The following is a 25,399-nucleotide window of genomic DNA, read 5'->3' as shown; positions in this document are numbered from 1 at the left end:
ATAAAATTCCTTGGCTCATTATTTGAATTTTAAAGAACAAAATAATTCAGATATGTTATCCATATTTCTTTTAAAGTTTGACTGGAAAGAACTTCTGCTGGGGCAGGAAGAATGGTCATTTTTATTCGAGGTTGCTTTACGGACATTCATCATGTTTCTGACAATTATTATCGGGCTCAGGATTCTGGGAAAGAGGGGAGTAAAGCAACTTTCGCTTTTCGAACTCGTAGTTATTATCGGTCTGGGCTCAGCGGCGGGAGATCCCATGTTTTACAGGGAAGTGGGAATTGTTTCTTCAATTCTTGTATTTGTACTGATTATTTTAATTTATAAAATTATCACGTTTCTTATTGCAAAAAGTAAAAAATTTGAAACATTGCTGGAAGGGAAATCAATATGTCTCATAGAAAACGGAGAATTTTCTATTGAAAACTTTAAAAAAGAAAATCTCGGAAGCGATGAATTTTTTGCAGAACTCAGGCTTAGAGGGATTTCACAGCTTGGCCAGATCGAGCAGGCAATTGAAGAAGTTTCGGGGGAAATAAGTGTTTTTTATTTTGAAGATGAAAAAGTAAAATACGGGCTTCCGATTATGCCGGGCTCATTGCAAGACTCATTAAAGATCATCAAAGAAAAAGCTCATTATTCCTGCACGTTCTGCGGATATACTGAAGAAAAAAATCCTGGAGACGCAGGCAACTGCCCAAAGTGCAAAAAGCAGGAATGGATACCGTCCAATAACAGAAAACGGGTGACATAAAAACAAAAGGCTCCTGATGAGGAGCCTAAAAAAACACAAATGATGAAAAAAAATTATTTCGATTCACAAATATATACAAAATAATATAATTGTCAAAACTTAAAACTCAAACTTATCTGCAAAGTTTAACTTTTTAAAATTATCCTGCATTCAGTTTCTGTGAAGTGGTAAAAAAACCGATTGCAAGTAATGCTAAAACACTTACAGCAAAGAACTTCGCTGTTTTTCTTATTTCTTCCTTGTCTGGTAATTTCTTTTTCAGGACAGAAGAATATATCTTTGTTTTCATACATTAAAGTTACAAAATTTTCATAACTACTTCTCCTAAAATCACTTATTCAAAATTTGAAAATTCAGTTAAAATAACCTATTATGATCGTAGTCATAAATAAACTATGCCAGACTTTGTACTTTTACCACATACACTACACCGTATTTTCAAGTTTTAAAAGGCAAAAAACTCCATTATAAAAGGGAGTTTTTTGTTTTTCTTTAAATTTTAATCTAAAGTTTTTTAAAATTAGTTTGAACATTTTATCCTAAAAAAAATCCCTTTCCAAAAAAAATAGAAAGGGATCAAACCTAATAAAAGAATTTTATTTAAACAATAAACAAAGAAGCAATTGTCTGGGCTTCACTTCCCGTTAAAATCTCATCATATGCCGCCGAACCTGCCGCAGCTCCGAAAGCAGCTGCTGTATTGAAGCCAGCCTGATTAGTATTTCCTTCTCCTGCATAGACAGGATTAGTCGCAGAAGGCATATTTCCTCCGTCTGCCAATTCTATCCAACCTTTATTAGCTCTCATTCTTCTTACCTGCGATGCATGTCTTGCCTCCACAGAATGAATCTGTAAAGCTGCCTGTAAGACTGTTTTGTTTGACATTACATTCCCTGCCTGCCCTTTGTATGCGCGAACTCCGGTGTCTTCAAATGCCTGAGCCAAAACCAGGAACTGATTATAATCACTGAATGGCATAAAATTACCTCCTGCCGTAAAATCAAATGTAGGCTTCGTTCCGGGAGCTACTCCCAATGAATTTAAAGTGCTTTTCAAAAAGGTAACGTGAGCCGACTCATGCTTTGAAATTTGCATAAAAACCGTACGGTCTGCATTAGGAATCAGTCCGGCGGTAGAAAGGCCTATTGCATAATATTCATCTTCAAGATATTCCAGAACCAAAGCAAGTTGCAATGCATCAGTTAAAGTGCTTTTGAATGTATTATCGTTTTTTAACGAAGCTGCCTTTGCAGGAGTACTCATGAATGCTCCTAATCCCAATGGAAGGGAAGCGATGGCTGCTTTTTTTCCGAATCTGGAAATACCAGTAAGAGTGTCTAATCTTGATGTTTCTGTAGTGAAGAATTTATCGTCAGAAAGCTTATCTAATAGTTTAAGAATGTTCATAATGTAAATTTTTGAAGTGAGTAAATTAACCGATTCCCTGTTCTTTCCATGTGAAAGGTGTTTTTATAAATCCTCCGGCTGCCATTACAATATCTTTAGGCTCTTTTGCCAGATCCAATCCATTGGCATCAATAACATCGTCTCCGGAGAATGCAGCACTGCTAGGGTTGATAAGATTCCTGATTGCTGAAGCATGCCTTGCTTCCACGGAAACAATTTTCCCGGCAATCACGAGGTAATCTGCATTGGTAATGTATTTTCCGGCACCGTTATACGCTGCTACTCCGGTATCTTCCAGTGCTTTTGCCGTAGCCAGAACAGAATTTCTGTCGTTAAAATTTACATTCGGATATTGAAACTCCAAGGTGGGCAGAACATTAGATGTTACCCCGCTGATTGCCGCTTTAAAGAAATCTCTGTGAATGACTTCATGATGATAAAGATCTGTAAAAATTTCTTTTTCAGCATTTGAAATCCCGGAGTAAAAATTATTGACCACTTTGGTATAAAAATCAGCTTCCAGTTGTTCAAGTGCATAAGCATAGTTCAAAACGCCAACATCTCCTTTCCCGAGATCAAAAACGCTGGATTCCATAAAGTCGAATTCATTGTCGTCACAGCCGATCAAGGTCAGTCCGGCCATTGCAAGACCAACACCACTCAGCTTCAAAAAATTTCTTCTGCCTGTATCAAGGGTAGCACCTTGATTAGAAACATTAATAGTTTTTTTCATAATATTATTTGTTTAAGTGTTATTGTTTATAATGATAGGGAGAGAAAAAAAACAGCATAAAAATTATGCTGTTTCAACTAACACACCACTACGGCATTAAAACCGTATCTATAACATGAATCACTCCGTTTGATTGGTTAACATCTGCTATGGTAACTTTTGCATCGTTTCCTTTAGCGTCTCTTACATATAGATTTTTTCCTTTAGTCCAAAATGTAAGTTGTTCACCTTCTACTGTTTTCATCATACTTTTTCCATTTCCTGCTTTTACGGCTGCCCAGATTTGCTTAGCATTATATCTTCCCGGTAAAACATGATAGGTAAGGATTTTTGTAAGCATAGCTTTGTTTTCAGGCTTCACGAGGTTTTCCACTGTGCCTTTCGGAAGTTTGGCGAAAGCTGCGTCTGTAGGAGCCAATACGGTAAACGGTCCTGCTCCCTGTAAAGTTTCAACTAATCCTGCTGCTTTTACTGCGGCAACTAAAGTTTTATGATCTTTAGAATTTACGGCATTTTCAATGATGTTTTTAGAGGGATACATTGGCGCTCCGCCGACCATAACTGTTTTCTCTTTCATCATTTGGGCAGATATTTTACCACTGAATGCAAATGATAAAGCGACCATACTAAAAACTGCAATTTTTGATCTAGTGTTCATTTTTTTGATTTTTTAAGTTAATATGTATTTGAATTTGTTTCTAAATTCATTTACGAGAGCATTCTTAGTTTAGTTTTATTTTTTTTGAAATAAATCATAACCAATTAATAATCAGCGAAATATTTTTATGTTAAACTCAAAAGCAAATACATCTGATTATTAAATTTTAAAGGATTGCATATTTATCTTAAAGATTATTAAACACTTGATTAATTTTATTGAGATTTTAAATGATGGTGCAGGTATTGCTTATTATCAGTTTTATTTTATTACATTTGGAAAGAAAAATATCAATTATTAAGACACAGTATTCGGAAGAGCAACTAATCGTTTTACTAAAAGAGAAAAACGAAAATGGTTTTCATTATTTGTATGACCATTATTCCGGTGCACTCTATGGTGTCATTCTTCGAATCGTTCAATCCAAAGATTACACTGAAGAGATTATTCAGGATGTTTTTGTTAAAATCTGGAATTCCATTCAACAATATGATTCATCAAAAGGGCGGTTCTATACCTGGATGATTAATATTGCCAGAAACACAGCTATAGATTATTTAAAGTCTAAAAGCTTTCAGAACGAGCTTAAAAACCAATCGTTACCCGATTTCGTATATAACTCTGCAGAACTTTCCACAACAAACGACCCATCTGATTTTATCGGATTTAATAATGTGCTGGAAAGTCTGGAAAGTGATAAAAAAGAACTCATCAATCTGGCTTATTATCAGGGGTTTACTCAAAACGAAATATCGGAAAAACTGAAGATACCCCTGGGAACGGTAAAGACAAAAATGCGGAATGCATTGATGAAATTAAAAGATTTGCTAAAAGATTATCAATAAATTGAACACTAAAGAATACATATCATCCGGAATTATAGAATCTTATATTCTAGGTCTTGCTTCACCCGACGAAGCAGGTATTTTGGAGTGTGTGATGAAGAATAATGCTGAAGTAAGAGAAGCTTTTGAAGAAGCACAGAAAACTTTGGAAGACCTTGCTACAGCACAGGCTGTAATACCTCCAGACGATCTCAGAACAAAGATCTGGAACAAAATTCAGCAGGAACAGACTCCTCAAGAGGTCGCACCTGTCGTTTCTGTAGATATTCCCGCCGCAGAACCTCAGGAAGAAATAAGAATTCAGAGAACCAGTAACTGGAAAGTGTATGCCGCGGCTGCATCAGTCTTATTTCTAATCAGCGTTGCAGGAAATATTTTCTGGATGAATGAGCAGACAAAAACAAGGCAGGAAATCGCCCAAATGGAAACTGAAAAGAAAAATCAAGATCTTGCTATGCTGAAAATGAATCAGAAAATGGAAATGATTTCTAATCCTGATATGAAAATGGTCATGCTGAAAGGCGTGGAAAAACACTCAGATTCCAAAGCCATGGTATTTTGGGATACCAAAACAAAAGAGGTTTATCTTAATGCAGAAAGCCTTCCGAAAGCTCCTCAGGGAATGCAATACCAGCTATGGGCTATTGAAGACGGAAAACCAGTGAACGCAGGAATGTATTCCGAAGAAAAGGACAGCAAAGTTGCTCTTGCCAACATCCCGAAAGCACAGGCATTTGCCATAACGCTTGAGAAACAGGGAGGAAGCCCGGTTCCAACTATGGAAAATATGTACGTTATGGGCGAAATATAATCGCAGCATGTTACGCTAAAATACAAAGATCAGCAAAATCGGTTGCTGATCTTTTTTTATTGATGTAAATTAAATTAAATTAATTATTCAGAATATCCTTTTAAGATTTGGCGGTAGCTCATCAGTATGGTCGATTTTGAGATAAAGCCGATAAATCTGTTTTGGGTATCGACGACAGGTAAATTCCAGACACCTGTATCATCAAAAGTCTGAAGAATTGCCAGTGGCTGATCTTCAGGATGAATAACTGCCGGAGGAGTTTTCATGATCTGGCTCACAGAAACCGAAACTTCGTCGTTGGTAAACAGATACGGGCGGATATCATCCAAAGTCAGAATACCCCGTAATGTTTTATCATTATTAACTACTGCAAAGATATTTTTGTTTCCGTTCTTTACCAGTTCAAACAATTCTGTGATCGGCGAATTTTCATTAATTGCCTGAGAATACTGGTCAATGAAATCTTCGGTTCTTAACGAGAATAATATATTTTTATCATGTTTATTGGTGAAAATTTTCCCCTGATCCGCAAGAGATTTAAGCTCAGGGGAAATAGGAGAAAACCATTTTGCAATCAGATAAGAAATGATAGAGACAATCATCAACGGAATAAAAAGATCGTATCCGAAGCTGGATTCAGCAATAAGGAAAATAGCCGTCAGCGGAGCATACATTACACCGCTCATGGCTCCTGCCATTCCTACCAGAACAAGATTGGTAACTGGCACTTCCGGAAAACCGATCTGTTGGCAAATAATTGCAAAAAGATAACCAACCGTACCTCCTGCAAAAAGAGAAGGAGCAAAATTACCTCCGTTTCCACCACTGAAAATCGTAAATGACGTTGCAAAAACTTTTAACAGAAGTACAAGAATCAGGAAAATAATAATTGTAAAATTCCCAATTTCAAAGTATCGGAAAAGGCTGTTTTCTATAATTCTGTGCACATCGCCATTTGTAAAAGCTTTCACTGTTTCATATCCTTCTCCAAACAAAGGTGGGAAAAGAACACATAGCAGCGATAAAACTGCTCCTCCGAACATTGCCTTTCTAAGCCTTGACATCTTTAAGGTCTTAATAAAATGCTCTACCTTTTGCGAAATAATGACAAAATATCGTGCATAAAGACCTGTTACAATCCCTAAAATGAGATAATAAGGAACATTCCTGTAATTAAACGCCTCTCTGGTGTAAAACCTGAAAAGAACATCTTCCTGTAACAGAATCCTGGAAAGTAAACTCCCACACACAGCCGCTACAACAAGAGGAATAAAGTCTGTAAAGACAACTCCTGTGAGAAGTATTTCAAATGCAAACATGATTCCGGCAATCGGTGCATTGAATGCAGAGGCAATACCGGCAGTAGCACCTGCGGCAAGTAAAAGCGTACGTTCTTTATAGCTTAAACGGTACGTCTGGGCAAAATTTGATCCTATCGCAGCTCCTGTAACGGCAATCGGGCTTTCAAGACCGGCAGAACCTCCCAAACCAACGGTCACTGCACTCTGAACGATCTGTGAATACATCTTTACCGAAGAAACAATGCTCGAATTTTGTGCAATCTCGTATAAAATAACACCAATTCCTTTTCTGTCCTGACCTTTAAATATCGTTAAAACAATACTCGTCGTTAAAACAATACCAAGAAAAGGGAACACAACATAAAACAATATCTGATACTCAAAATGAACTTTTGTTGTAATAAAATGATGAATGCTATGAACCAACGACTTTAGCAAAACACCGGCCAGCCCTGCGGTACAGCCTACAAGAATTCCTGAAAGTACCAGGAACTGATTTCTGCTTAGCCTGTTGTTCAGCCAATGAAGAATGAGCTCGTAGCTGCGCGCTTTTTCCAGTCCGTACTTTTGAAAGTCTCTTTTGAACTTCAGAAAGCTGAGATACTTTTTCTTATGATGAATATTCACTGTTGAGATTTTATACTGTAAAAGAATATTTACAGAGCCGTAAATTTATGAAATATATCATGAATATTAAAATTTAGAATGTCCACTGGTATCTTTTTTTGGCCTTAAAATTAACCTGATCGAAGGATTATTGGTAATGAATAGCCGCAACCAATTGAACGCCAGACGTACTTTATTGCTAAAACTTACAAGCGGAATGATATGAATAAAAAGCCAGGTGAGCCATGCCAGAAATCCTTTGAACGAAAACTTCGGCAAATCGACCACCGCATTAAATTTTGAGATAATCGCCATGCTTCCCTTATCATTATATTCAAATGGGATAAGCGCTTTTTTATCTTCCATTCTTTTAAAATTCTTTCCTAAATTCTTCGCATGCTGAATAGCCACCTGTGCCAGCTGAGGGTGTCCTTTCGGATATTTTTCCTCCGTAAGCTGTAACGAGATATCGCCCAAGGCATAAATATTCGCAGTACCGTTTACTTTATTATATGCATCTACCAGAATCCTTCTGCCTTTGCCGATGCTTTCCTGCGGAATCCCCGGAACTTCACGCCCGATAACACCGGATGTCCAGATCAGGGTTTCTGTTTCTATGGTCTTTCCGTCGGCGAGCATTACTTTTCCGTCCACATAATCTTTTACAGCTACGTTGAGGATTATTTTCACTCCCAATTTCGTAAGTTTTTCATAAGCAGCTTCCTGAGCCATTTTACTCATAGGCGATAAAAGAGTAGGAAGTGCATCAATAAGATAAATACTGGAAAGGTGCAATTTGATTTCCGGATATTCTTTCTCTGCGATATAGCTTCCCATTTCTGCGATCATCCCTGCAAGTTCCACACCGGTTGGGCCACCGCCTGCAATCACAATATTCTGTAGTTTCTGTGCTGCTTTTATGTTTCTATTTCTTGCTGCTTCTTCAAGCGTAAGCAACATATAATTCCTGAGATAGAGTGCCTCGTCTATTGTTTTCATTGGTAAGGCACAATTTTTCACATTTTCCATTCCGAAAAAATTAGATTCTGTACCGAGCGCCAATACAAGATAATCGTATTTTACAATGCCATTATCCGTTTCAAGAATATTATGCTCATGATCTACTTTTACCAGACTGCTCATATGAAAATTGACATTTTTATAATTGGAAATCATTTTACGGAAAGGGTAACTAATGTTGGAGGCTTCAATGAATGAAGTGGCTACCTGATAAATAAGCGGGGGAAAAAAATGATAATTGTTTTTATCGACAAGTGTAATTCTGAAACGGTTGTCGTTGACCAGCGATTTAATAAGATTGATGCCGGCGAATCCTCCACCGACGATAACGATATGCTTTTTCATAGAATTTTATATTGAAATGGTAGCGGAATAACTCCAAGAATAAAGCCAAAAACAGACTGTGTTATTTAATTCATTTAAGATTAACTTCAGATATTCAAGAAAGATATTGTTAATTTAAACCCACCTTAAAGTATGTTTATAAAATATTTATCATGAGCAGCTAAAAAGCGTTTTTAAAGCCAACCTGCACGAAACGGTAAAAACCTGAGCACACCTTATCACAAAGGTGCGCACCTTTCATCAAAAACCTAAGCAGGTTTTATTAAAAAGCTGCGCACGTTTTTAGAGTTGCATAAATTGACTTAAATAAGCAAAGTTTCTATTTGATTTTTAAGAAAAAAGATGGACCTGATTGATTCATCCTATTAAAAGTTAATTTGAAAAATGATGTTTATGTTCTGGAGTTTTTCTCCTTAAACAAAATAAGAATTGCGGTTAAACCACTGATTGCTCCGAAAATATAAATCGACTGATAATTCAGCCAACCTGCAATGAGGCCGGCAACAGGACCTGCGACTCCCAAAGAAAGATCAAAAAATGCAGAATAGGCTCCTAATGCTGTTCCTCTCATATGCGGCTGAACTTTTTTTATTGCCAGAACACCCAATGCCGGAAATACCAGTGAAAAACCTATTCCGGTCAATGCACAACCGACAATTGCCATCCATCCTGAAGTTGAAAATCCAATACATAGTTGCCCGATAATTTCTACAATAAATGAAACTAATGCTACTTTATAACCTCCGAATTTATCAGGATAGGAGGCAAAAAAGAGCCTTGTGGCAATATAGAACCCACCGAAACAAAGAAATCCCAATGATGCACCGCTCCAGTTTTTATCTGCAAAAAGCAATGCAATAAATGATGCAATACACGCAAATCCCATCGAAGAAAATGCCAATGCCAATCCCTGATTCATTACCTTGCCGATTACTTTGTAAAACGGAATCCGCACATGAGTAGCATCGACAGGAAGAACCGCAAGTTTAGCGGTGAGAAGCCAGCTTACGATGGATAACAAAACAATCAGTATAAATGGAAATTTAATTCCGGATTCGCCTTGCAGCAAAATGCTCAAAGGTACTCCCAAAGCTATTCCTGCATACATCGCTATACCGTTCCAGGTCATTACCTTTCCTGAATTCTTGGCTCCGAGAAGACCTATTCCCCAGGTTAACGCTCCTGTAACGAGCATACTTTCTCCAATTCCGTGAATGATTCTTGAAATAATAAGTAAGCTTAATGCCAAGATAGGAAAGCCATCTGAAAATGCTGCAAAAATGTAGACTAAGCCCGCAATAAAAATTAAAAAAATGCCCCGGTGATTGCTCACTTTTGCACCCAGCGTATCCGTAATTTTACCTGCATAAGCTCTTGTAAGTAAAGCTGCCAGAGACTGAAGCCCTATGGTTATTCCTATGGCAAGGTTTCCGAATTGCAAATTATTTTTAATGAATCCAGGCAATACGCCTAAAGAAATCCCCATTGTAAGATAGACCGCAAAAACGGAAAAAATAAGAGGATAAAGAATGTTTGTTGAAGATTTTTCTTTTCGAATAATGTTTTTGTCGGCTCCTGCGAAAGGTTTTGTATTTTTCATTGTCATACCGTTTTATGTTATTATTTTACGGTGACAAAAGTAAATTGATAAGTGAGGGAAAACGATGGCTAATCTAAGGGGATTATTGGACAATTAATGTTTTTTTGATTCTGAATTGAGAAGCCGTATTTCCTGTATTCTTTTTGAAAAACCTTGAAAAATAAGCATGATCGTCATAACCCAATTGATAGGCAATCTGTTTAATATCCAGATCGGTATAGTATAATAGCCGCTGTGCTTCCAGAATAATTTCTTCATGAATCCAGTGGCTTGCAGAAAACCCTGTGATTTCCTTTACAATTTCATTTAAATAAAGAGGCGTAATATTTAGTATTTCCGAATATTCTTTTACCTGTTTTAGTTTTTTGTAATGTTGCTGAACCAAATGTTTAAATTCAATAACTGTTTTATATTTTTGTCCTCCAATCAGATTTTTAGCTTTTCTGCTTTGCATTAAATTCTGAACAAAAATTCCGAGAAGGCTGTCCGTAAGAGAGGTGATAATTGAATCACTGAAAGTTTCCGCCTGCATAGTAAGCATAGATTTAAAGACAGGAATAAAATTAAAAATAAGATCATCTGGTGAAATTTCACTGAATTGATGGGAATTGAGTGAGGTATTCAGCACTTCTAGATATGCTTTAGCAACCAAAGCCGTCTCTAAAAAAACAATCCATCCTTCATTATTCTCTTGTTCCCGATATTGATGCACCTGACCCGGAGCAATATAACACAGCGAAGATCCCGATAGGATAACTTCCCGAAAATCAATCTCCAAAACAAAATTTCCCTTTATCTGAATAATCAGCATAAAATGGTCATCACGGTGCGGAACTTTGTCTTTAAACTCAAGACCTTCCAAACTAATGATTTCAATACCTGTAGATTTCAGTTCATCTTTGTGAAAAAGTATTTCAGTCTTTGCCATTTCAGTTAAATTATGGTAAAATTAAAGAATATTCTTTTTTATAAATGCATCTGCACAATCTTTGTATCCTTTACGACAACCAAATATTAAATATTAAAATATGAAAGCAGACATTTTAACAGAAAAACACAGACTCGGATTGGGTGGAGTAGCCATCGGAACCGCTTTTGAACCTCTTACGGACGGAGATTCCTATGAAGTTTTGCAGAAAGCATGGGATCTCGGCATACGGTATTACGATACTTCCCCGTGGTACGGACTTACCAAAAGTGAAAGAAGATTCGGGAATTTTCTTCATGGCAAGAACAGGGATGAATTTGTAATTTCTACAAAAGTAGGAAGATTGTTTGTTGAAGTTCCTGAAGATGAAGTTCCGCCAACGATGTGGCAGGATCCTCTGAATTTTGATTTTGAGCATAACTATACGGCAGATGCTATCAAAAGATCAATAGAAGAAAGCCTTGAGAGAACACGGCTTAACCATATTGATATTGTGTATGTCCACGACTTGTCGGAAGATCAGGTAGGTGATCGGTATCCATATTTTCTGAAGCAGGCAAGGGAAGGAGCATTTAAAGTTTTGTCAGAACTGAGAGATCAGGGCGTTATTAAAGCCTGGGGAATGGGTGTCAATAAAATAGAACCTATTCTGGATTGTCTTGATTCTGCCGATCCTGATATTTGTCTTTCTGCAACACAATATTCTATCCTTGAACACGAAGACGCAGTCGACAGGTTGCTTCCGGCCGTTAAGAAAGCAGGTGTGAAGCTCGTTTCCGGGGCAGGGTACAATTCAGGATTTATAAACGGAAGACCCAGATATAATTACAAAGACGTTATCCCTAAAGGCATGACCGAAAAGCGTGATAAAATCTCAGAAATTGCCAAAAGGTATGATATTGATATTGTAGATGCGGCGCTTCATTTTGTGCTGGCAGCAGAAGAGTTTGTTTCTATTATTCCCGGAGCAAGTAGACCGCAGCAGGTAGAAGATAATGTAAATGCTCTTCATGAAAGTATTCCCACAGATTTCTGGAAAGAATTAAAATCGGAAGGATTAATTTATGAAAAAGCACAGGTTCCTGAATAATAAAGTTTTATATCAGCAATCAATTTTTTTAATTACATATCACAATTATGAAGTCCGGATATAGTATTCGGGCTTCTTTTTTAACAATATCACTAAGCATATAGGTATATTTATTATATTTGCTGTCTTTAAAAGATAAATTAAATATATATAATTAAGATGAAAAAGTTAATCACAGCATTTTCTTTAGCAGCAGGACTTTTCCTGGCTACCAATATGGCAAATGCACAACAAAAAATCGGTCACGTTAATTCTGATGATATTTTTGCCAATCTTCCTGAAGCAAAAACAGCAGAAGCTTCTCTGGATGCTTTCACAAAAACAAAGCAAAGTGAAATTGAAAAATTAATCACCACTTATCAGACCAAGCTGAAAGCAGCTCAGGACAAGGAAAAAACAATAAGTGAGGCAAATAAAGAAACTGTTATTAAAGAACTTACTGCTGCACAGACAGAACTTCAGACTTTAGGAAAAGGTATAGAAGAAGCCAGAACAAAAGCGGCTCAGGATGTATCTAAAAAACAATCTGAATTATTTACACCTATTCAGCAAAAAGTAAGCACAATGATCTCTACCGTTGCTAAAGAAAAAGGGTTGGCATATGTATTTGACGTTGCTGCTTCACAGGGAAACAGTAATCTTGCCTATGTAGACGGAGGTGAAGATATTACACCAACAGTAAAATCTAAGCTTGGTGCTACAGGTACTGCAAAATCTGCGGGTAAGTAATAAAAGTAGAATTTCAAAAAAATAAAAGCTGGACATCTTATTGATTCCAGCTTTTTATTTTCCGTTTGTAGGCAGATTTAGTCGAGTGGCTTTCTACCTGATATCAGATTATAAAGAACAACAATAATTGCAATTACAAGCAATACGTGAACTAAATATCCTGTATCCATTCCAGGTACAATTCCTAACATTCCTAAAAGCCACACAACTATACAAATTACTGCGACTAACCATAATATACTTCTCATAATTAAATATTTTAAGTGATTCGATTAACTATATACACATATTGTGCCTTTTTATATTAAATTATGTAAAAATACATACCACAATAAAATAAAAAACAGATAGAAATATATAAAAGTTACTGATAATTAAATGATTCGAAAGTAAATAAGCGCAGATTCTATACCATGATCGTCAATATCTTTAGTCACATAATCAGCAATTTTCTTTACATTTTCGTTTGCATTTCCCATCGCAACACCGATTTTAGTATGCTTGAGCATTGAAATATCATTTCCGCCATCACCGAAAGCCATCGTTTCTGCAATATCAATATCAAAATGGCTGCAAAAATGTTTAATCCCTGTAAATTTATTGATTTCATGATGATTGACATCTGCAAAAAGGGGAGTCCATCTGGATGCTACAGAATTTGGCATTATAGTATCCATGAATTTTTTTTCATCTTCAGGTCCCAGAAAAATATTTGCCTGCAGTACATGGTCTGTATCAATATTATCTTTATCGTGAACCGGTGGGACAGGAATATTAATATGACCATACATTCCAACAACTTCAGGAGTAGCATCACTGATCTCTACTTTATCTTCATACATTAATGAATAACTTAAAGGAAAATTCTGTGAATAATTCACAAGACTCTTTATATCACCCGAATCAATATATTTTTTAAACATTACTTTCCCTTCGGCCGTTATACAGTATCCGCCATTAAACGTTATAAATCCGTCAAAGGAAATATGCCTGATATGATCTAAAGAATTTATGGAACGTCCTGTGGCAACAATTACTTTAATACCTTTTTGCCGCAGGTTTTTGATCGCCTTTTGGGTAGATTCGGGAATTTTATTGGTTTTAAAGCTGATTAGCGTACCATCAACGTCAAAAAAAATAGCTTTTATATTACAGTTTTCTAATGAATTCATAAGTAGATTTTGTGAATTTAGGATAAAAATACGCACAAAAAAGTTATAAGGATTATTATAAGTGTTAATTCATAATTCTTTAAATATATTAATGTGGTATTCCGATAATGCTGTCGGGTATAGTTATTGCACTTGTTCAAGAACACCAAAATTATAACAGTATGAAAAATAAAGAAGAAGCATCAGTACTTAATGACCTGTTGCATATTACTAATGACAGGATCGAAGGTTTTTCAAAGGTTGAAGGAAAAGTATGGGAAAACTATCCCGATGTAAAATCTGAATATGCACGCTTGAGTTCACTTTCAAAAGTGATGAAAAATGAATTAATCAATCTCATTCAGGATGATGGAGAAACTCCCGAAGATTCAACATCCGTAGCCGGAGCGCTTCACAGAACATGGATTGATATTAAAAATTCTTTTACATTGGGAAATAAAGAAGAGTCTACGATTGAAAATGTTATTTTCGGTGAAAAAGCTGCAATTGATGCTTACCAAAATGCAATCGACAGCGGTAAACTTAGCCCGGAAAGTCTTGATATTGTTTCAGAACATTTAAAAAATATTAAAGATTCTTATCATCAGTTTGAAAATATGAGCAGGTATAAGTAGTAAAATTCCAGATTTAAAGCTCAAATAAAATTCAATAAATAAAAAAAGGTTTTTTCAATAGAGAAAGCCTTTTTGTTATACTAAAATGAATTGCGTATTAGTACGGAAATTTATTTTTAAGTAAAATCACCCTTGCCTGTAAGGATGTTTTCGGTGTAATTTTATACCAACTAATAACCATGGAGACCAGAAACCATATCAAACGGGGCGCATCCTGAAAAGCCATATGAGTAAGGAGAAAATACTCTATTATGAATCATGTTAAATACAGGGTTGGAAAATGGCTTCCATCCGACAGAAATTTTCTTAATCGCTGGATCGAAAAGAAAGTTAATCGGGTAAATGCAAACCCGCTTGCCCTGAATCCTGCCATTGAAGATCTCAGAAATGCTATTTATAAGGACGCAGTACTTTATATGGGGTTTACCAGTATGTACGATCAGGTTCCTCAAGGGTACAACGATCAGGTAAAAAACTTTGAAACGATGCTTCAGATTATGAATCAGATTCTTCGGGAAGCCCCTTGTTACAGCCAGATTGAAGACAAAATCGGGCTTGTGGGATTTCCTGTTAATGCGATTCTCGACTGGGCTATGGGTACAGAAGGAGGATATCTCACGTTTACCAATGCGTTGGTGAATCAAAAACTTCAGGTTATCCTAAACGAATGGAAAAATTTTCTAAGCTCTTCAGACTCCCGTTATGTGTTGGTAAATGGTTCCATAGATCAGCCACAGCCGGATTACACGAATCCGGTAGGATGGTTTTCACCTGTAGCTTTGGAAGCTATTGCCAGTATGGATCCGCTGAGAGGGAAAGGTAATGACCCATATGAAGCTCTGGATAATTTCATCTACAATTACCAATGTAAACCAAATGAACCCTATTTTGGATACAAAAGCTGGGATGATTTTTTCACCAGAGAATTCAATCCGGGTGTAAGAGAAGTAAGTGAAGAAGATAAAGATCCGTCTGTGATTGTCAATGCATGTGAATCGGCTCCGTATAATTGCGTCAATAATGCTATGATGAAAGATAAATTCTGGATGAAAGGACAACCATATTCACTATTAGATATTATGGATAATCACAAACTGGCTCATGAATTTGGTGATAACAGTACTGTTTATCAGGCATTTTTATGTGCTAAAACTTATCATCGCTGGAACAGTCCGGTAGATGGTAAAATAGTTGCTATCCAGAATGTTCCCGGCACTTACTATTCTGAAGCGCCTGCTGAAGGTTATGATCCGGCAGGACCTAATGATTCTCAGGGATATATCGCAGAATTGGCAACACGTGCATTGGTATTTATTCAGTCAGATAATGATAAAATCGGGTTGATGTGCTTTGTCGCTATCGGAATGGCGGAAGTTTCAAGCTGTGAAATTACCGTTCGTGAAGGAGATCACGTTAAAAAAGGAGATCCGATTGGTACATTTCATTTTGGAGGATCTACGCATTGCCTGATTTTCCGTCCGGGCGTTAATATTGATTTTGATTTCCACGGACAGACACCAAGCCTGAATACCTCAAATATTCCTGTGAAAGCTAGAATTGGTGTAGTTGTATAAATTGTAAGTTTTATCATTTCAAATTTTAAATAATATCATTTAATTCGTTTTCAAAAAGACTATCTGAACTTTTTATTTTTCAGATAGTCTTTTATTATTTTATCATTATTAGGTTAATTAGTGAATAAATAAAACTGTTTAAGCTAATTTCAGAATTAACCGCAAAAAGATAATTATACCGCAATGAGCTGTAATATCAAAAGTTTTCAAAGGATCAAAATCAAAGATTTTTCAAGTTGTAGAAAGAACTCGAAATATATTCAATTTAACATAATATAAATTATAGGACTTTTTATTTAATGAAATTAGTTGAAATGTTTTCTTAAATACACATCCTTATATACAAGAAAAAAACACAACAGATTCCGTCATGGTTTAAAATTATTATTATTCCTAATTTTTTATTACTTCTTAAAAACGGCATTAAAAGTTAAGTTTGGAACTCCCGGATGCTCCTCTGGGAAGAAAAATAACTTTTCTCTTAATCATTTTTGCTTTTTCAAGTGCTTTTAAAGCTTTTTGGCGTTCAATTTCTCTGTTCAATGACAGGGAATTTTCCCATTGTGTAGATTCTTTCATAATTTAATATTTAAAAGTGTTTGATCTGATGTAAACTTGTTATACTCTTAGCATAAAGCAGACCATTTTTAAACAATTCATTTAAAATCTTTATTAACTTTCAAAAATTTAAGAATTATGTATAGCCATCCACGGCAATACTACATCAAAAAGCGACAAATCTTCGCTATTCTTAATAAGTAAACTATAAATATAATATACCAAAAATAATTTATATCACTATAAAATGAAATATATTAAAAATTATGATTAAAGTCTAGGCATATTATTTGCGTTAAAGATTAATGATTATAAAAAATTTATAAAAGTGAGGATTTTCCTTATTATTGCATATAAATAAGAATTAAAAAGGACTTAAGAACTATATCCGATGCATAACAACATTGAATTATATATACAGGCACTAAACTCAGCAAACTGCGGAATTATCATTACAGATAATCTGCAACCTGATAATCCTATTGTTTACTGCAACAAAGCCTTTGAAAATATAAGCGGCTATTCGTATGATGAAATCATCGGTCACAACTGCCGTTTTTTACAGTCTCAGGACAGATCTCAACCCGAAAGACAATATATCAAAGAAGCTATCAGCGAGGGAAAAGACTGCAGGGTCGAAATCCGAAATTATAAAAAGAATGGTGATCTTTTCTGGAATGAACTTTTTATTTCTCCTGTAAAAAATGATGACGGTATAATTACTCATTTTATTGGTGTTCAGAATGATATTACAGATCGTAAAAGAGCCGAACATGAATTAAGGGAGGAAAAATCTTCCGTAGAGCGAAAAATTCAGGAAAGAACGAAGGAGCTTATTGAAAGTGAATCATTTCTATCAAGTATAATCCAGACGGTAAGAGAAAGTCTACTTGTTTTGGATGCAAATTACAAGGTTTTAAGTGTCAATAATCATTTTTTGAGTTCATTTAAAGTAACAAAGGAAGACACGGTAGGTAAAAATCTGTTTGAGCTGGGAAATCATCAGTGGGATATTGATACGCTCAGGGAGCTTCTGATGAAGATTCTTCCTACCAATAATCCGGTAATTGACTATGAAGTGGAACATAATTTCCCTTATATCGGAAAGAAAGTAATGCTTGTGAATGCTTACCGTATCGAATTTGAAGGTCAATATAAAGACAGAATCCTGATTGCCATTGAAGATATTACCGAGAAAAAAGAAATTGACCGCAGAAAAGATGATTTTCTTTCAATAGCCAGTCATGAATTGAAAACCCCATTAACGACGATTAAAGGGTTGGTTCAGCTTCTTCAGCGGATGAAACCCGATGGAGCTTCTGAAAAGTATAACGAGACATTGGATAAAGTATCAGTTTATGTAGATCGTCTGAATATATTGATATCTGATCTTTTAGATACTTCAAAAATACAGTCAGGGAATATAGAACTTCATCTGGAACCATTTGATATTGACAAAACAATTCGAGATACGGTTGATAATCTTTCTGTATCTGCTCCAAGCCATACAATAGAATTATCGGGAACTACCAATGCTACAATTCTCGGTGATGAACTACAGATCTCACAAGTAATCAATAACCTGATTTCTAACGCTATAAAATATTCTCCCGATTCTAATAAAGTCGATGTTTATATCAACAGAGTTGGTAATTTTGTAAAAGTTTCCGTGACCGATTACGGGATGGGAATCAGCTCACAGGACAAAGCAAAGATTTTTGAGCGTTTTTACAGGGCTAAGCACATACAGAAAAAATTTCCTGGTCTTGGTATAGGACTTTATATTTCACATGAAATTATTGCCAACCATAAAGGTACACTGTGGGTAGAAAGTGAAGTCGGAGAAGGGTCTACATTTAGTTTCACATTACCTATAATGAAAAATCAATGAAATGAAGAGTAAAAAGATAATGGTCTGTGACGACGATCAGGGTATATTAGATGTCCTGCAGATGCTTTTAGAATCCGAAGGATTTACTGTGTTTACCGAAATTAACAGTACAAATCTTATAAAACAAATTCATATTCACAAACCAGATTTGCTTTTGTTGGATCTGTGGATGCCTCTCCTTTCCGGCGACCAGGTTTTAAAAGCTATAAGAAATACAGGAGAAATAAAAGATCTTTCCGTGATTGTTTTGTCTGCAAGTGTCGATGGACATGATATTGCTTCAGATGCCGGAGCAAATGATTTCGTTGCCAAACCATTTGACCTTGATGTCATTGTTTCAAAAATAGAAAAACTACTGGTTTAATTTAGCCCTACTCTACTCTTTTTCTTTTTATTGAAAACTAAATTTTAAACTTATTTTTTTAATTAAAATTCAAGCAGTTAGGCATAATAAAAAATTCCGGGTCCCAAACTTTTGTATGAGACCTGGAGCTATTATATGATTTTATTTCTATTAATTTACTGCCTTCTTTGCCTTTTCAGATTCCATCAAATGATGTTCTAATGTAGGAATTGTTGTACTGGCAAAAGATTTTAAAGACGTTTCTGAACCTTCAGCGGCTTGCTTCTTAAATTCAGCGATGTCTTCCTTGTGGTCGGTCACCATAAGATCAGTATATGCACGATTAAACTCTGTCCCTTTTTTTGCTTTCAGATCATCATACATCTTCTGTTTTTCAGCATCAAGGCTGGTTGGGAGTGTATAACCCGTAGCAGCTGCCCACTTTTTAAGCTCGTCATTGGCTTTACTATGATCTTTCACCATCATTGCGCCTAAAGATTTAACAGTTGCGTTATTGGCATTGGTTGCTGCAAGCTCCCCTATCATTACTTCCATCATCCCTCCTTTTGCTGCTGCATCTGCAAATTTTTTGTCCTGTTCGCTCAACATCTTGTTTTGCCCCTCAGAATCTGTCATGCCTGTTGTAGCAGAATCTCCTGTAATCATAGTATCAGCAGGTGTCATCATAGAAGCACTATCTGCTGACTGATCTGAAGTTGTTGTTTGGTTTTTCTTACACGCTACCATAGCAGCTAGTGCAAGAATAGTTAAAATTGAATTTTTCATAATATAATGTAAATGGTTAAATAAAAAGCAAATAATATTTGCTCGTACATATAGTAACAATTTATTTGCCAAAATATTTAAAATCAATTATTTATTATACCACAAAAAATATGAAATACACTTTGTCACAATATAAATACACTTATTGATTATTGAAAACAAAATATATTACATTAAAAAATAAACCTTTAGGTTGAATAATTTTAGCACACAGTAAGGACTTCCATCAAAATCATGATAGAAATAAACTTTTTGGAAGACTGATATTCGGGACTCAACTGATCTCTGATTTCGCCGATTGCTTTACTGAGTTTATTGCTTACAGTTTTATTGCTCAAGCCTAAAGCTTCAGCTGTTTCGTCTACAGATTTATTTTTCCGGATTCTCATATCATATACTTTCTGTTCGGTCATCGGAAGTCTGGAAACCACTTCGTCAATCATGGCAAAAAGTGTAGAAATTTCGTTTTCTTCCAATATTTCAGAATATTCTGTATCGGTAATCTCTAAAGAATTTTCAGATTCATCAATACTCACTGTAGAAAGCTCTTTTTTATGACTGTTGAAATAATCAATAACCCGGTAATGAAGATGTCTAAATAGGTATCCTTTGGCGTTTTCGTTTTCATCGGTCTGGATGCTCTCTGTGTTTTCAAGTATCCTGATCCAGAGGTTTTGCAGCAACTCTTCAGCTACCTCTTTATCCTTGGTTCTTACAAAAACGAAACGATACAAATCGTTCCAATATCGTTCATAAAGTATCATAAAAGCAGGTCTGTCCCCTGTTTTTATCTTTCTCAATAATGTGTGATCTGTCTGGTTCATATTGCTGATGCAAAATTACCTAAAGGAAAATTAACTTTTTGTGAACTTTAAGGAATTCAATATTAATTATTTCTGAAAATAAGAGGAGAAATATGAAGCAAATGTTGAGAAAATGAATACAAATCTCCGAATCTGTTAAGAAGTCCCTTTCAATATGAATTCAATGTTAAATACACCTTGGGGAAGTTTTCCGATTTCACTGTTTTATAGATGTAACGATGTTTTGATAGTGAAGATTTATGAAAAAATTAAAATATAAAAATATTCAGGGTTTTGTTTTCAGGCTTTGGGAGAGAGAAGTTTCCGGGGAAAAAATTTCAGATAAGGAAACCGAGCTTTTACACCAATGGAAAATAAGCATTGAGAATAATTTAGATAAAAAACATATGGAATATTCTAAAGAAAGAGTTTTGCTTGCTTTGGAATCTTACTTTTCCCAAACGGCTATTCACCACCATCCTTCAGGCTTTAGAAAGTATTTCTACCAGATCGCAGCCGTTATATTGCTTCTTATAACTTTAGGAAGCGTTTTCACTTACAATACTTTCTTTAAGCCGGATGTGTATGTGGCAGAAGCCGTTAACCAGAAAGTATATCTTAAAGATGGGTCGGTAGTTACATTATTTCCCGGAGCCGAGCTTACTGTTCAGAAGTCTTTCCCGGAAGATACCCGTGTTGTAGATCTGAAAGGTGACGCTATTTTCTCAGTCGCTAAATCGAAGAAACATCCTTTTATTGTGTATGCAGAAGGTTTCAGTACCAAAGTATTGGGGACTGTTTTTAAAATCACACAAACCGGAAATGACAAAGCCGTAGATCTTTATGAAGGAAAAGTTGCCGTTTCATCTGCGGGCGTGCCTGTTACTTTTCTTAAACCTAATCAGAAATGGACCAATTTCGGAGTTGCCCGCACCGCAGCAGTTATTTCATTTAAAAAAGCAAATCAATCAACAATCGGTTCAGCGTCTCTTTTGTCTTTAAGTTTTAATGATGTTAGTGTAAAGGAAGTCGCCGATGTATTACAGAAAAACTACAACATTCGTATCATCTATCCTAAAGAGACAGCAGAAAAGAAAATAACTGTCGATTTTACGGGCGGAAATACCGATGAAAATATTGAAGCTTTAGCCTTCATTCTGGGATTGGAAGTACATAAAGAGAAACATACGTACATCCTTAAAAGATAACTTAAATAAAAAACAATAATCAGAAAGAATTTAATTAAAAGAGTGTTTGAAAATGAGAAGTTTGAAGTATAGCCTTACCACCGCAGCCTTATTCTTTACGGTAGCAACCGAAGCACAGGAACTGTCCCAGAAAGTGACGTTTTCAGTTGCTGCAGAGAAGCCGCTGATCGAGGTATTGGAAGATTTTGCCGGTAAAACCCGAATGCGCATGGCGTATTCAAAAGCAGATATTCAGGGATTAAAAGTGAAATCAGCAAAATGTGAAAATATTCCTGTCAACAATTGCCTTGATAACATAATCAACGGACTTCCTGTTGTTTACCGTTTGCGGAAAGATCTTATTTCGATAAAATATGAAGGAGGAATATCCGTTTTGGGAAACGGAAAAATCTCAGGAAAAGTAGTCGATGAAGTGGGAAACGCTATTGTGGGAGCCGAAATCAATGTGGCAGGCAGAAGCACGGTGACAGATAACAACGGAGAATTTACCATCGATCTTCCTTCCGGAGTTTATACGCTTACTGTGAAAGCTTCAAGATACAATGCCCTTCGTGTAGAAAAACTTCAGGTAAGCAACAACGAAACCAACTCTGTTTCTTTCCTGATGAAATCTGCATCAGATAAAATTGCCAATATAAAAGAAGTAGTGATCCGTGGAACCCGAAAAGCTGATACTCAGGCCGGATTATTGGCCCAGCAAAAAAAAGCAGCCCAGATGAGTGACGGAATTTCAGCGGAACAGATTGCCAAAACACCTGATAATGATTTGGGTGCAACATTGAAAAGAGTAACGGGAATTACAACCATTGACAATAAATATGTAGTGGTGCGATCTATGGGAGAACGATGGAATACTGCCGCAATGGATGGAATTAACCTTCCCAGTACGGAAGCTTACAACCAGAATTTCTCATTCGATATTATTCCGACCTCTATGGTAGAGAGCGTCATTGTAAGCAAAACCGCCACTCCCGACATGAATGCCAGCTTTGCCGGCGGATATGTGGAAATTAGGACGAAAGATATTCCTAATGAAAATTTCACGACAGTTACCTTGGGTACTTCCTATAATGATCAGGCTACTTTTAAACAATTTCTCACCCGTCAACGCGGAAAATACGATTATTTTGGATATGATGACGGAACAAGAGACTTCCCGATGGGATTGAAAGCCGTTAACTGGGAAGATCCCCTATTTTTCCAACAGTCGAAACAGTTTACTCATGATAATTTTACGAATTATGCAACAACAGCCGATATGGGATCTAATATACAGCTTGCATTAGGAAGAACATATAAGTTAAAAAACAACAATAAATGGGGATTTGCAGGCGCTTTAGTATTGAGAAATGAACAAAATAAGCTTACAATAGATCATACAGGAAGAGGAAACTGGCTGGATACGACTTACCTTACCAGTAACACTGCAGAAGATTATCTGCAGTCACCTGTGAAATTTTATGATTTTAAAAATCAGGGAGCATCCTATTCTTATAATTCAACGGTTGCAGGAATGTTGAATTTTGGACTGCAGCTGGGTAAGAACAGATTTTCTTTCAGAAATGCATATACACACATCTACGATAATACACTGACAAGAATTACGGGATGGAATGAATATACATCGGGAAGTGGATTGCCGGCCAATGCAGAAAAGGCCTACCATTATTTTTATAACGGAATTATTCCCAATAACAATCCCGACGAGATAAAAAATTTAGATACTCCTTACACAGACAATGCCAACTATCCTGTTTTTCAGACACTTTTACAAAATAAACTTGAAGGAAATCACAAAGCAGGAAATGTTGATATCGACTGGTTTGTAGCCCGCACAGGCGTTGCATCGGATACCAAAGATTACACACTGCATCAGACTCTTTACAACTTTATAGGAAATGAAATTATTGCCTATCACCAGGTAAATAATTCTTCCAGTGATTTTGCAAGAGGATATATCGAAAACCGGGAAACCGATTATAATTACGGAGCATCTTTTAAATGGAATAAAGAATTCGGAAACTTTAAGAATGATATCAAAGTAGGTTATGCAGGAGCCTCAAAAAGTAATACTAATATGCAGCAGAAATTTTTGCTGAGAGTAGATGAAGCAGGAGCCGGAACTAATATCCTGTCAATGACAGGTTTATTATCAGATTGGTTTGATGGTTCGCATTATGTTCCGGGAGGTATAGGCTGGCTGACAAGACCACTTTACAGTGATGAAAAATATGAAGGAAAAGTAGATCAGCATGCGGGCTTTATCATGTTTGATAATCGCTGGAAGAATAAATTCCGACTGGTTTGGGGACTGAGAGCAGAATATTTTAAATATGATATGATTTCCCAACAGCTGGATCCCAGTGATCCTCAGAATGTATATAAAGTACCTGTAGAAGATAAACCCTGGCAGTTCATGCCGTCAGTTAATTTCACGTACAGCCCTACCAATAAAATTAATGTAAGGCTGGCTTACAACAAAATGGCGATCCGTCCTCAATTTAATGAAAGAACAGGGCTTCCCTATTTCGACCCCATTGCCAACGGACTGATTCACAATATGGAAATGGTATCATCCATAGTGAATAATTATGATTTTAAATTTGAATGGTTTCCAGGACTTGGAGAAATATTTTCGGCTGGTTTATATTATAAAAATATCGACCGCCCTATTGAAAGAGAAGGATATATTTCCAACGAAGGGAATTTACACCTTTTTAACGGAAATTCTAAAAACGCAAAATTAAAAGGATTTGAAGCTGAAATAAGGAAAAGCCTGGGCTTCATCGCAGCAGATTCTTTCCTCGAAAAATTATTCATCAGCGGAAATTTCACCTACAATGACACCAAAGTAATTGCTTTTAAAGACAGAGCAAAAACAACAGATCAAGATGCGACCTATGAAGTAGAGAGACCGCTTTACGGACAGACTCCTTACGCTTACAATTTGGGCGTAATGTATGATGGTGAGCGATTAGGCTTAAGTTTTTTATATAACGCAAAAGGCGATCAGTACATCACTGTGGGCTACGGCTACAACGGAGAAGAGATACAGCGTCCTTATGCTGTTGCCGATGCGCAGATCTCATATAAATTTCTTAAAAGCAAAAACTTAGAGATAAAATTTAATGCAAGAAATATTTTCAACCGGGTAAAAGAATTTTACAACAATTACAACTCTTATTCTGTATCGAAAGGCGGTGCCCAGCAGACTGAAAGAGAAATGCTTGAACTCCTTCCCGGAGCCACAGACAAATACGATAAGAATATTGATAAAATATTATTCCGTGCCTATAGCGGAAGAATATTCGGATTGAGTGTGAACTATACTTTTTAAGATCATTATAAAAATAAGAAAAGAGCTCATGCAATGTACAGGTTACGGCAGCCTGAAAAGAATCATAAACCTTACTGATGATGCGCGCCACAGTATTGATTCGGGAAAAAAGCCGCTGCCTATGTCTTCCCAAACATAGCAGTAAATATTGGGAACACTTCCCTACAGCTCCTCATGTGTGAAGTGTAACAATAAACCAAATCGCAGAAATACAGAGGCGGGTATTTCTAAATATTAAATCCAGGCTAAAAAAAACAATCAGCCTGATGATAAAAACTTT

24 protein-coding genes are annotated in these 25,399 nt (G+C 36.1%); 11 read left to right on the top strand and 13 right to left on the bottom strand.

The genetic code is table 11. From position 1 onward, the window contains the following. Positions 1-52 precede the first annotated feature (52 nt). Positions 53-760 (top strand): DUF421 domain-containing protein, encoded by a 708-nt coding sequence (locus BLR30_RS04875; RefSeq protein WP_089855596.1) that lies wholly within the window; start codon positions 53-55, stop codon positions 758-760. A gap of 139 nt (positions 761-899) precedes the next feature. On the opposite strand, the gene BLR30_RS17665 is transcribed toward BLR30_RS04875, so the two are convergent. The 4 genes from BLR30_RS17665 to BLR30_RS04860 all read right to left on the bottom strand — a co-directional run bounded on the left by BLR30_RS17665 (position 900) and on the right by BLR30_RS04860 (position 3,558). Then, on the bottom strand, positions 900-1,049 hold the full coding sequence (locus BLR30_RS17665) for a hypothetical protein (protein ID WP_175443604.1): 150 nt from the start codon (positions 1,047-1,049) through the stop codon (positions 900-902). 311 nt (positions 1,050-1,360) lie between these two features. Continuing rightward, positions 1,361-2,167, bottom strand: coding sequence for a ferritin-like domain-containing protein (locus BLR30_RS04870; protein ID WP_089855593.1), 807 nt, complete (start codon positions 2,165-2,167; stop codon positions 1,361-1,363). A 25-nt stretch (positions 2,168-2,192) separates the two neighbouring features. After that, positions 2,193-2,900: a ferritin-like domain-containing protein gene (locus tag BLR30_RS04865; protein ID WP_089855590.1), complete on the bottom strand. Its 708-nt coding sequence runs from the start codon at positions 2,898-2,900 to the stop codon at positions 2,193-2,195. Positions 2,901-2,988: 88 nt separating this feature from the next. After that, positions 2,989-3,558: a fasciclin domain-containing protein gene (locus BLR30_RS04860; protein WP_089855587.1), complete on the bottom strand. Its 570-nt coding sequence runs from the start codon at positions 3,556-3,558 to the stop codon at positions 2,989-2,991. A 275-nt stretch (positions 3,559-3,833) separates the two neighbouring features. On the opposite strand from BLR30_RS04860, the gene BLR30_RS04855 reads away from it, so the two are divergent. Continuing rightward, positions 3,834-4,403 (top strand): RNA polymerase sigma factor, encoded by a 570-nt coding sequence (locus BLR30_RS04855; RefSeq protein ID WP_228400718.1) that lies wholly within the window; start codon positions 3,834-3,836, stop codon positions 4,401-4,403. Between the two features lies 1 nt (position 4,404). Beyond that, positions 4,405-5,214, top strand: a complete 810-nt coding sequence (locus BLR30_RS04850) for an anti-sigma factor (RefSeq protein ID WP_089855584.1) — start codon at positions 4,405-4,407, stop codon at positions 5,212-5,214. Positions 5,215-5,297: 83 nt separating this feature from the next. Here the strand turns inward: BLR30_RS04850 and BLR30_RS04845 are convergent, their stop codons facing one another. The 4 genes from BLR30_RS04845 to BLR30_RS04830 all read right to left on the bottom strand — a co-directional run bounded on the left by BLR30_RS04845 (position 5,298) and on the right by BLR30_RS04830 (position 11,014). After that, complete coding sequence (locus BLR30_RS04845; protein WP_089855581.1) at positions 5,298-7,142, bottom strand: chloride channel protein; 1,845 nt, start codon at positions 7,140-7,142, stop codon at positions 5,298-5,300. A 66-nt stretch (positions 7,143-7,208) separates the two neighbouring features. Beyond that, positions 7,209-8,486 carry an NAD(P)/FAD-dependent oxidoreductase gene (locus BLR30_RS04840; RefSeq protein WP_089855578.1) on the bottom strand — a complete coding sequence of 426 codons (1,278 nt, stop codon included), beginning with the start codon at positions 8,484-8,486 and terminating at the stop codon, positions 7,209-7,211. 391 nt (positions 8,487-8,877) lie between these two features. Continuing rightward, complete coding sequence (locus BLR30_RS04835) at positions 8,878-10,086, bottom strand: MFS transporter (protein ID WP_228400717.1); 1,209 nt, start codon at positions 10,084-10,086, stop codon at positions 8,878-8,880. Positions 10,087-10,168: 82 nt separating this feature from the next. After that, on the bottom strand, positions 10,169-11,014 hold the full coding sequence (locus BLR30_RS04830; RefSeq protein WP_089855572.1) for a helix-turn-helix domain-containing protein: 846 nt from the start codon (positions 11,012-11,014) through the stop codon (positions 10,169-10,171). A 100-nt stretch (positions 11,015-11,114) separates the two neighbouring features. Here BLR30_RS04830 and BLR30_RS04825 point away from each other — a divergent pair, with 100 nt between their 5' ends. Together BLR30_RS04825 and BLR30_RS04820 are read left to right on the top strand one after the other, a co-directional pair. Beyond that, the gene (locus tag BLR30_RS04825) at positions 11,115-12,104 is read left to right on the top strand and encodes an aldo/keto reductase (RefSeq protein WP_089855569.1); all 990 of its coding nucleotides are present in this window, start codon (positions 11,115-11,117) and stop codon (positions 12,102-12,104) included. 159 nt (positions 12,105-12,263) lie between these two features. Next, the gene (locus tag BLR30_RS04820) at positions 12,264-12,833 is read left to right on the top strand and encodes an OmpH/Skp family outer membrane protein (RefSeq protein ID WP_089855566.1); all 570 of its coding nucleotides are present in this window, start codon (positions 12,264-12,266) and stop codon (positions 12,831-12,833) included. 77 nt (positions 12,834-12,910) lie between these two features. Here the strand turns inward: BLR30_RS04820 and BLR30_RS17545 are convergent, their stop codons facing one another. Beyond that, entirely contained in the window at positions 12,911-13,081 is a 171-nt protein-coding gene (locus BLR30_RS17545) for a lmo0937 family membrane protein (RefSeq protein WP_139164589.1), read from the bottom strand. A gap of 126 nt (positions 13,082-13,207) precedes the next feature. Continuing rightward, complete coding sequence (locus tag BLR30_RS04815; protein WP_089855564.1) at positions 13,208-14,005, bottom strand: Cof-type HAD-IIB family hydrolase; 798 nt, start codon at positions 14,003-14,005, stop codon at positions 13,208-13,210. Between the two features lie 161 nt (positions 14,006-14,166). On the opposite strand from BLR30_RS04815, the gene BLR30_RS04810 reads away from it, so the two are divergent. Both BLR30_RS04810 and BLR30_RS04805 read left to right on the top strand, forming a co-directional pair. Continuing rightward, the gene (locus BLR30_RS04810; protein WP_089855930.1) at positions 14,167-14,619 is read left to right on the top strand and encodes a PA2169 family four-helix-bundle protein; all 453 of its coding nucleotides are present in this window, start codon (positions 14,167-14,169) and stop codon (positions 14,617-14,619) included. A 251-nt stretch (positions 14,620-14,870) separates the two neighbouring features. Further along, a complete protein-coding gene (locus BLR30_RS04805) occupies positions 14,871-16,193 on the top strand; it encodes a phosphatidylserine decarboxylase family protein (protein ID WP_089855562.1) in 1,323 nt (440 codons plus the stop codon). A gap of 423 nt (positions 16,194-16,616) precedes the next feature. Here the strand turns inward: BLR30_RS04805 and BLR30_RS17660 are convergent, their stop codons facing one another. Then, positions 16,617-16,772: a hypothetical protein gene (locus tag BLR30_RS17660; protein WP_175443603.1), complete on the bottom strand. Its 156-nt coding sequence runs from the start codon at positions 16,770-16,772 to the stop codon at positions 16,617-16,619. Positions 16,773-17,142: 370 nt separating this feature from the next. Between BLR30_RS17660 and BLR30_RS04800 the strand changes: the two genes are divergently transcribed. Further along, positions 17,143-18,642, top strand: coding sequence for a PAS domain-containing sensor histidine kinase (locus tag BLR30_RS04800; protein WP_089855559.1), 1,500 nt, complete (start codon positions 17,143-17,145; stop codon positions 18,640-18,642). A gap of 1 nt (position 18,643) precedes the next feature. Next, positions 18,644-19,006 (top strand): response regulator transcription factor, encoded by a 363-nt coding sequence (locus tag BLR30_RS04795; protein ID WP_089855556.1) that lies wholly within the window; start codon positions 18,644-18,646, stop codon positions 19,004-19,006. A gap of 150 nt (positions 19,007-19,156) precedes the next feature. Here BLR30_RS04795 and BLR30_RS04790 read toward each other — a convergent pair whose 3' ends face one another. After that, a complete protein-coding gene (locus BLR30_RS04790) occupies positions 19,157-19,771 on the bottom strand; it encodes a DUF4142 domain-containing protein (RefSeq protein ID WP_089855553.1) in 615 nt (204 codons plus the stop codon). A gap of 203 nt (positions 19,772-19,974) precedes the next feature. Continuing rightward, positions 19,975-20,595 (bottom strand): RNA polymerase sigma factor, encoded by a 621-nt coding sequence (locus BLR30_RS04785; RefSeq protein WP_089855550.1) that lies wholly within the window; start codon positions 20,593-20,595, stop codon positions 19,975-19,977. A gap of 239 nt (positions 20,596-20,834) precedes the next feature. On the opposite strand from BLR30_RS04785, the gene BLR30_RS04780 reads away from it, so the two are divergent. Together BLR30_RS04780 and BLR30_RS04775 are read left to right on the top strand one after the other, a co-directional pair. Beyond that, a complete protein-coding gene (locus BLR30_RS04780; protein WP_089855547.1) occupies positions 20,835-21,782 on the top strand; it encodes a FecR family protein in 948 nt (315 codons plus the stop codon). Positions 21,783-21,834: 52 nt separating this feature from the next. Next, positions 21,835-25,119: a TonB-dependent receptor gene (locus BLR30_RS04775; RefSeq protein WP_089855544.1), complete on the top strand. Its 3,285-nt coding sequence runs from the start codon at positions 21,835-21,837 to the stop codon at positions 25,117-25,119. The last annotated feature ends 280 nt before the right edge of the window (positions 25,120-25,399 follow it).

The sequence above is a fragment of the Chryseobacterium taeanense genome (assembly GCF_900099685.1).
In the GTDB taxonomy this organism is placed as follows: domain Bacteria; phylum Bacteroidota; class Bacteroidia; order Flavobacteriales; family Weeksellaceae; genus Chryseobacterium; species Chryseobacterium taeanense.
This window is presented reverse-complemented; position numbering and strand designations above follow the sequence as displayed.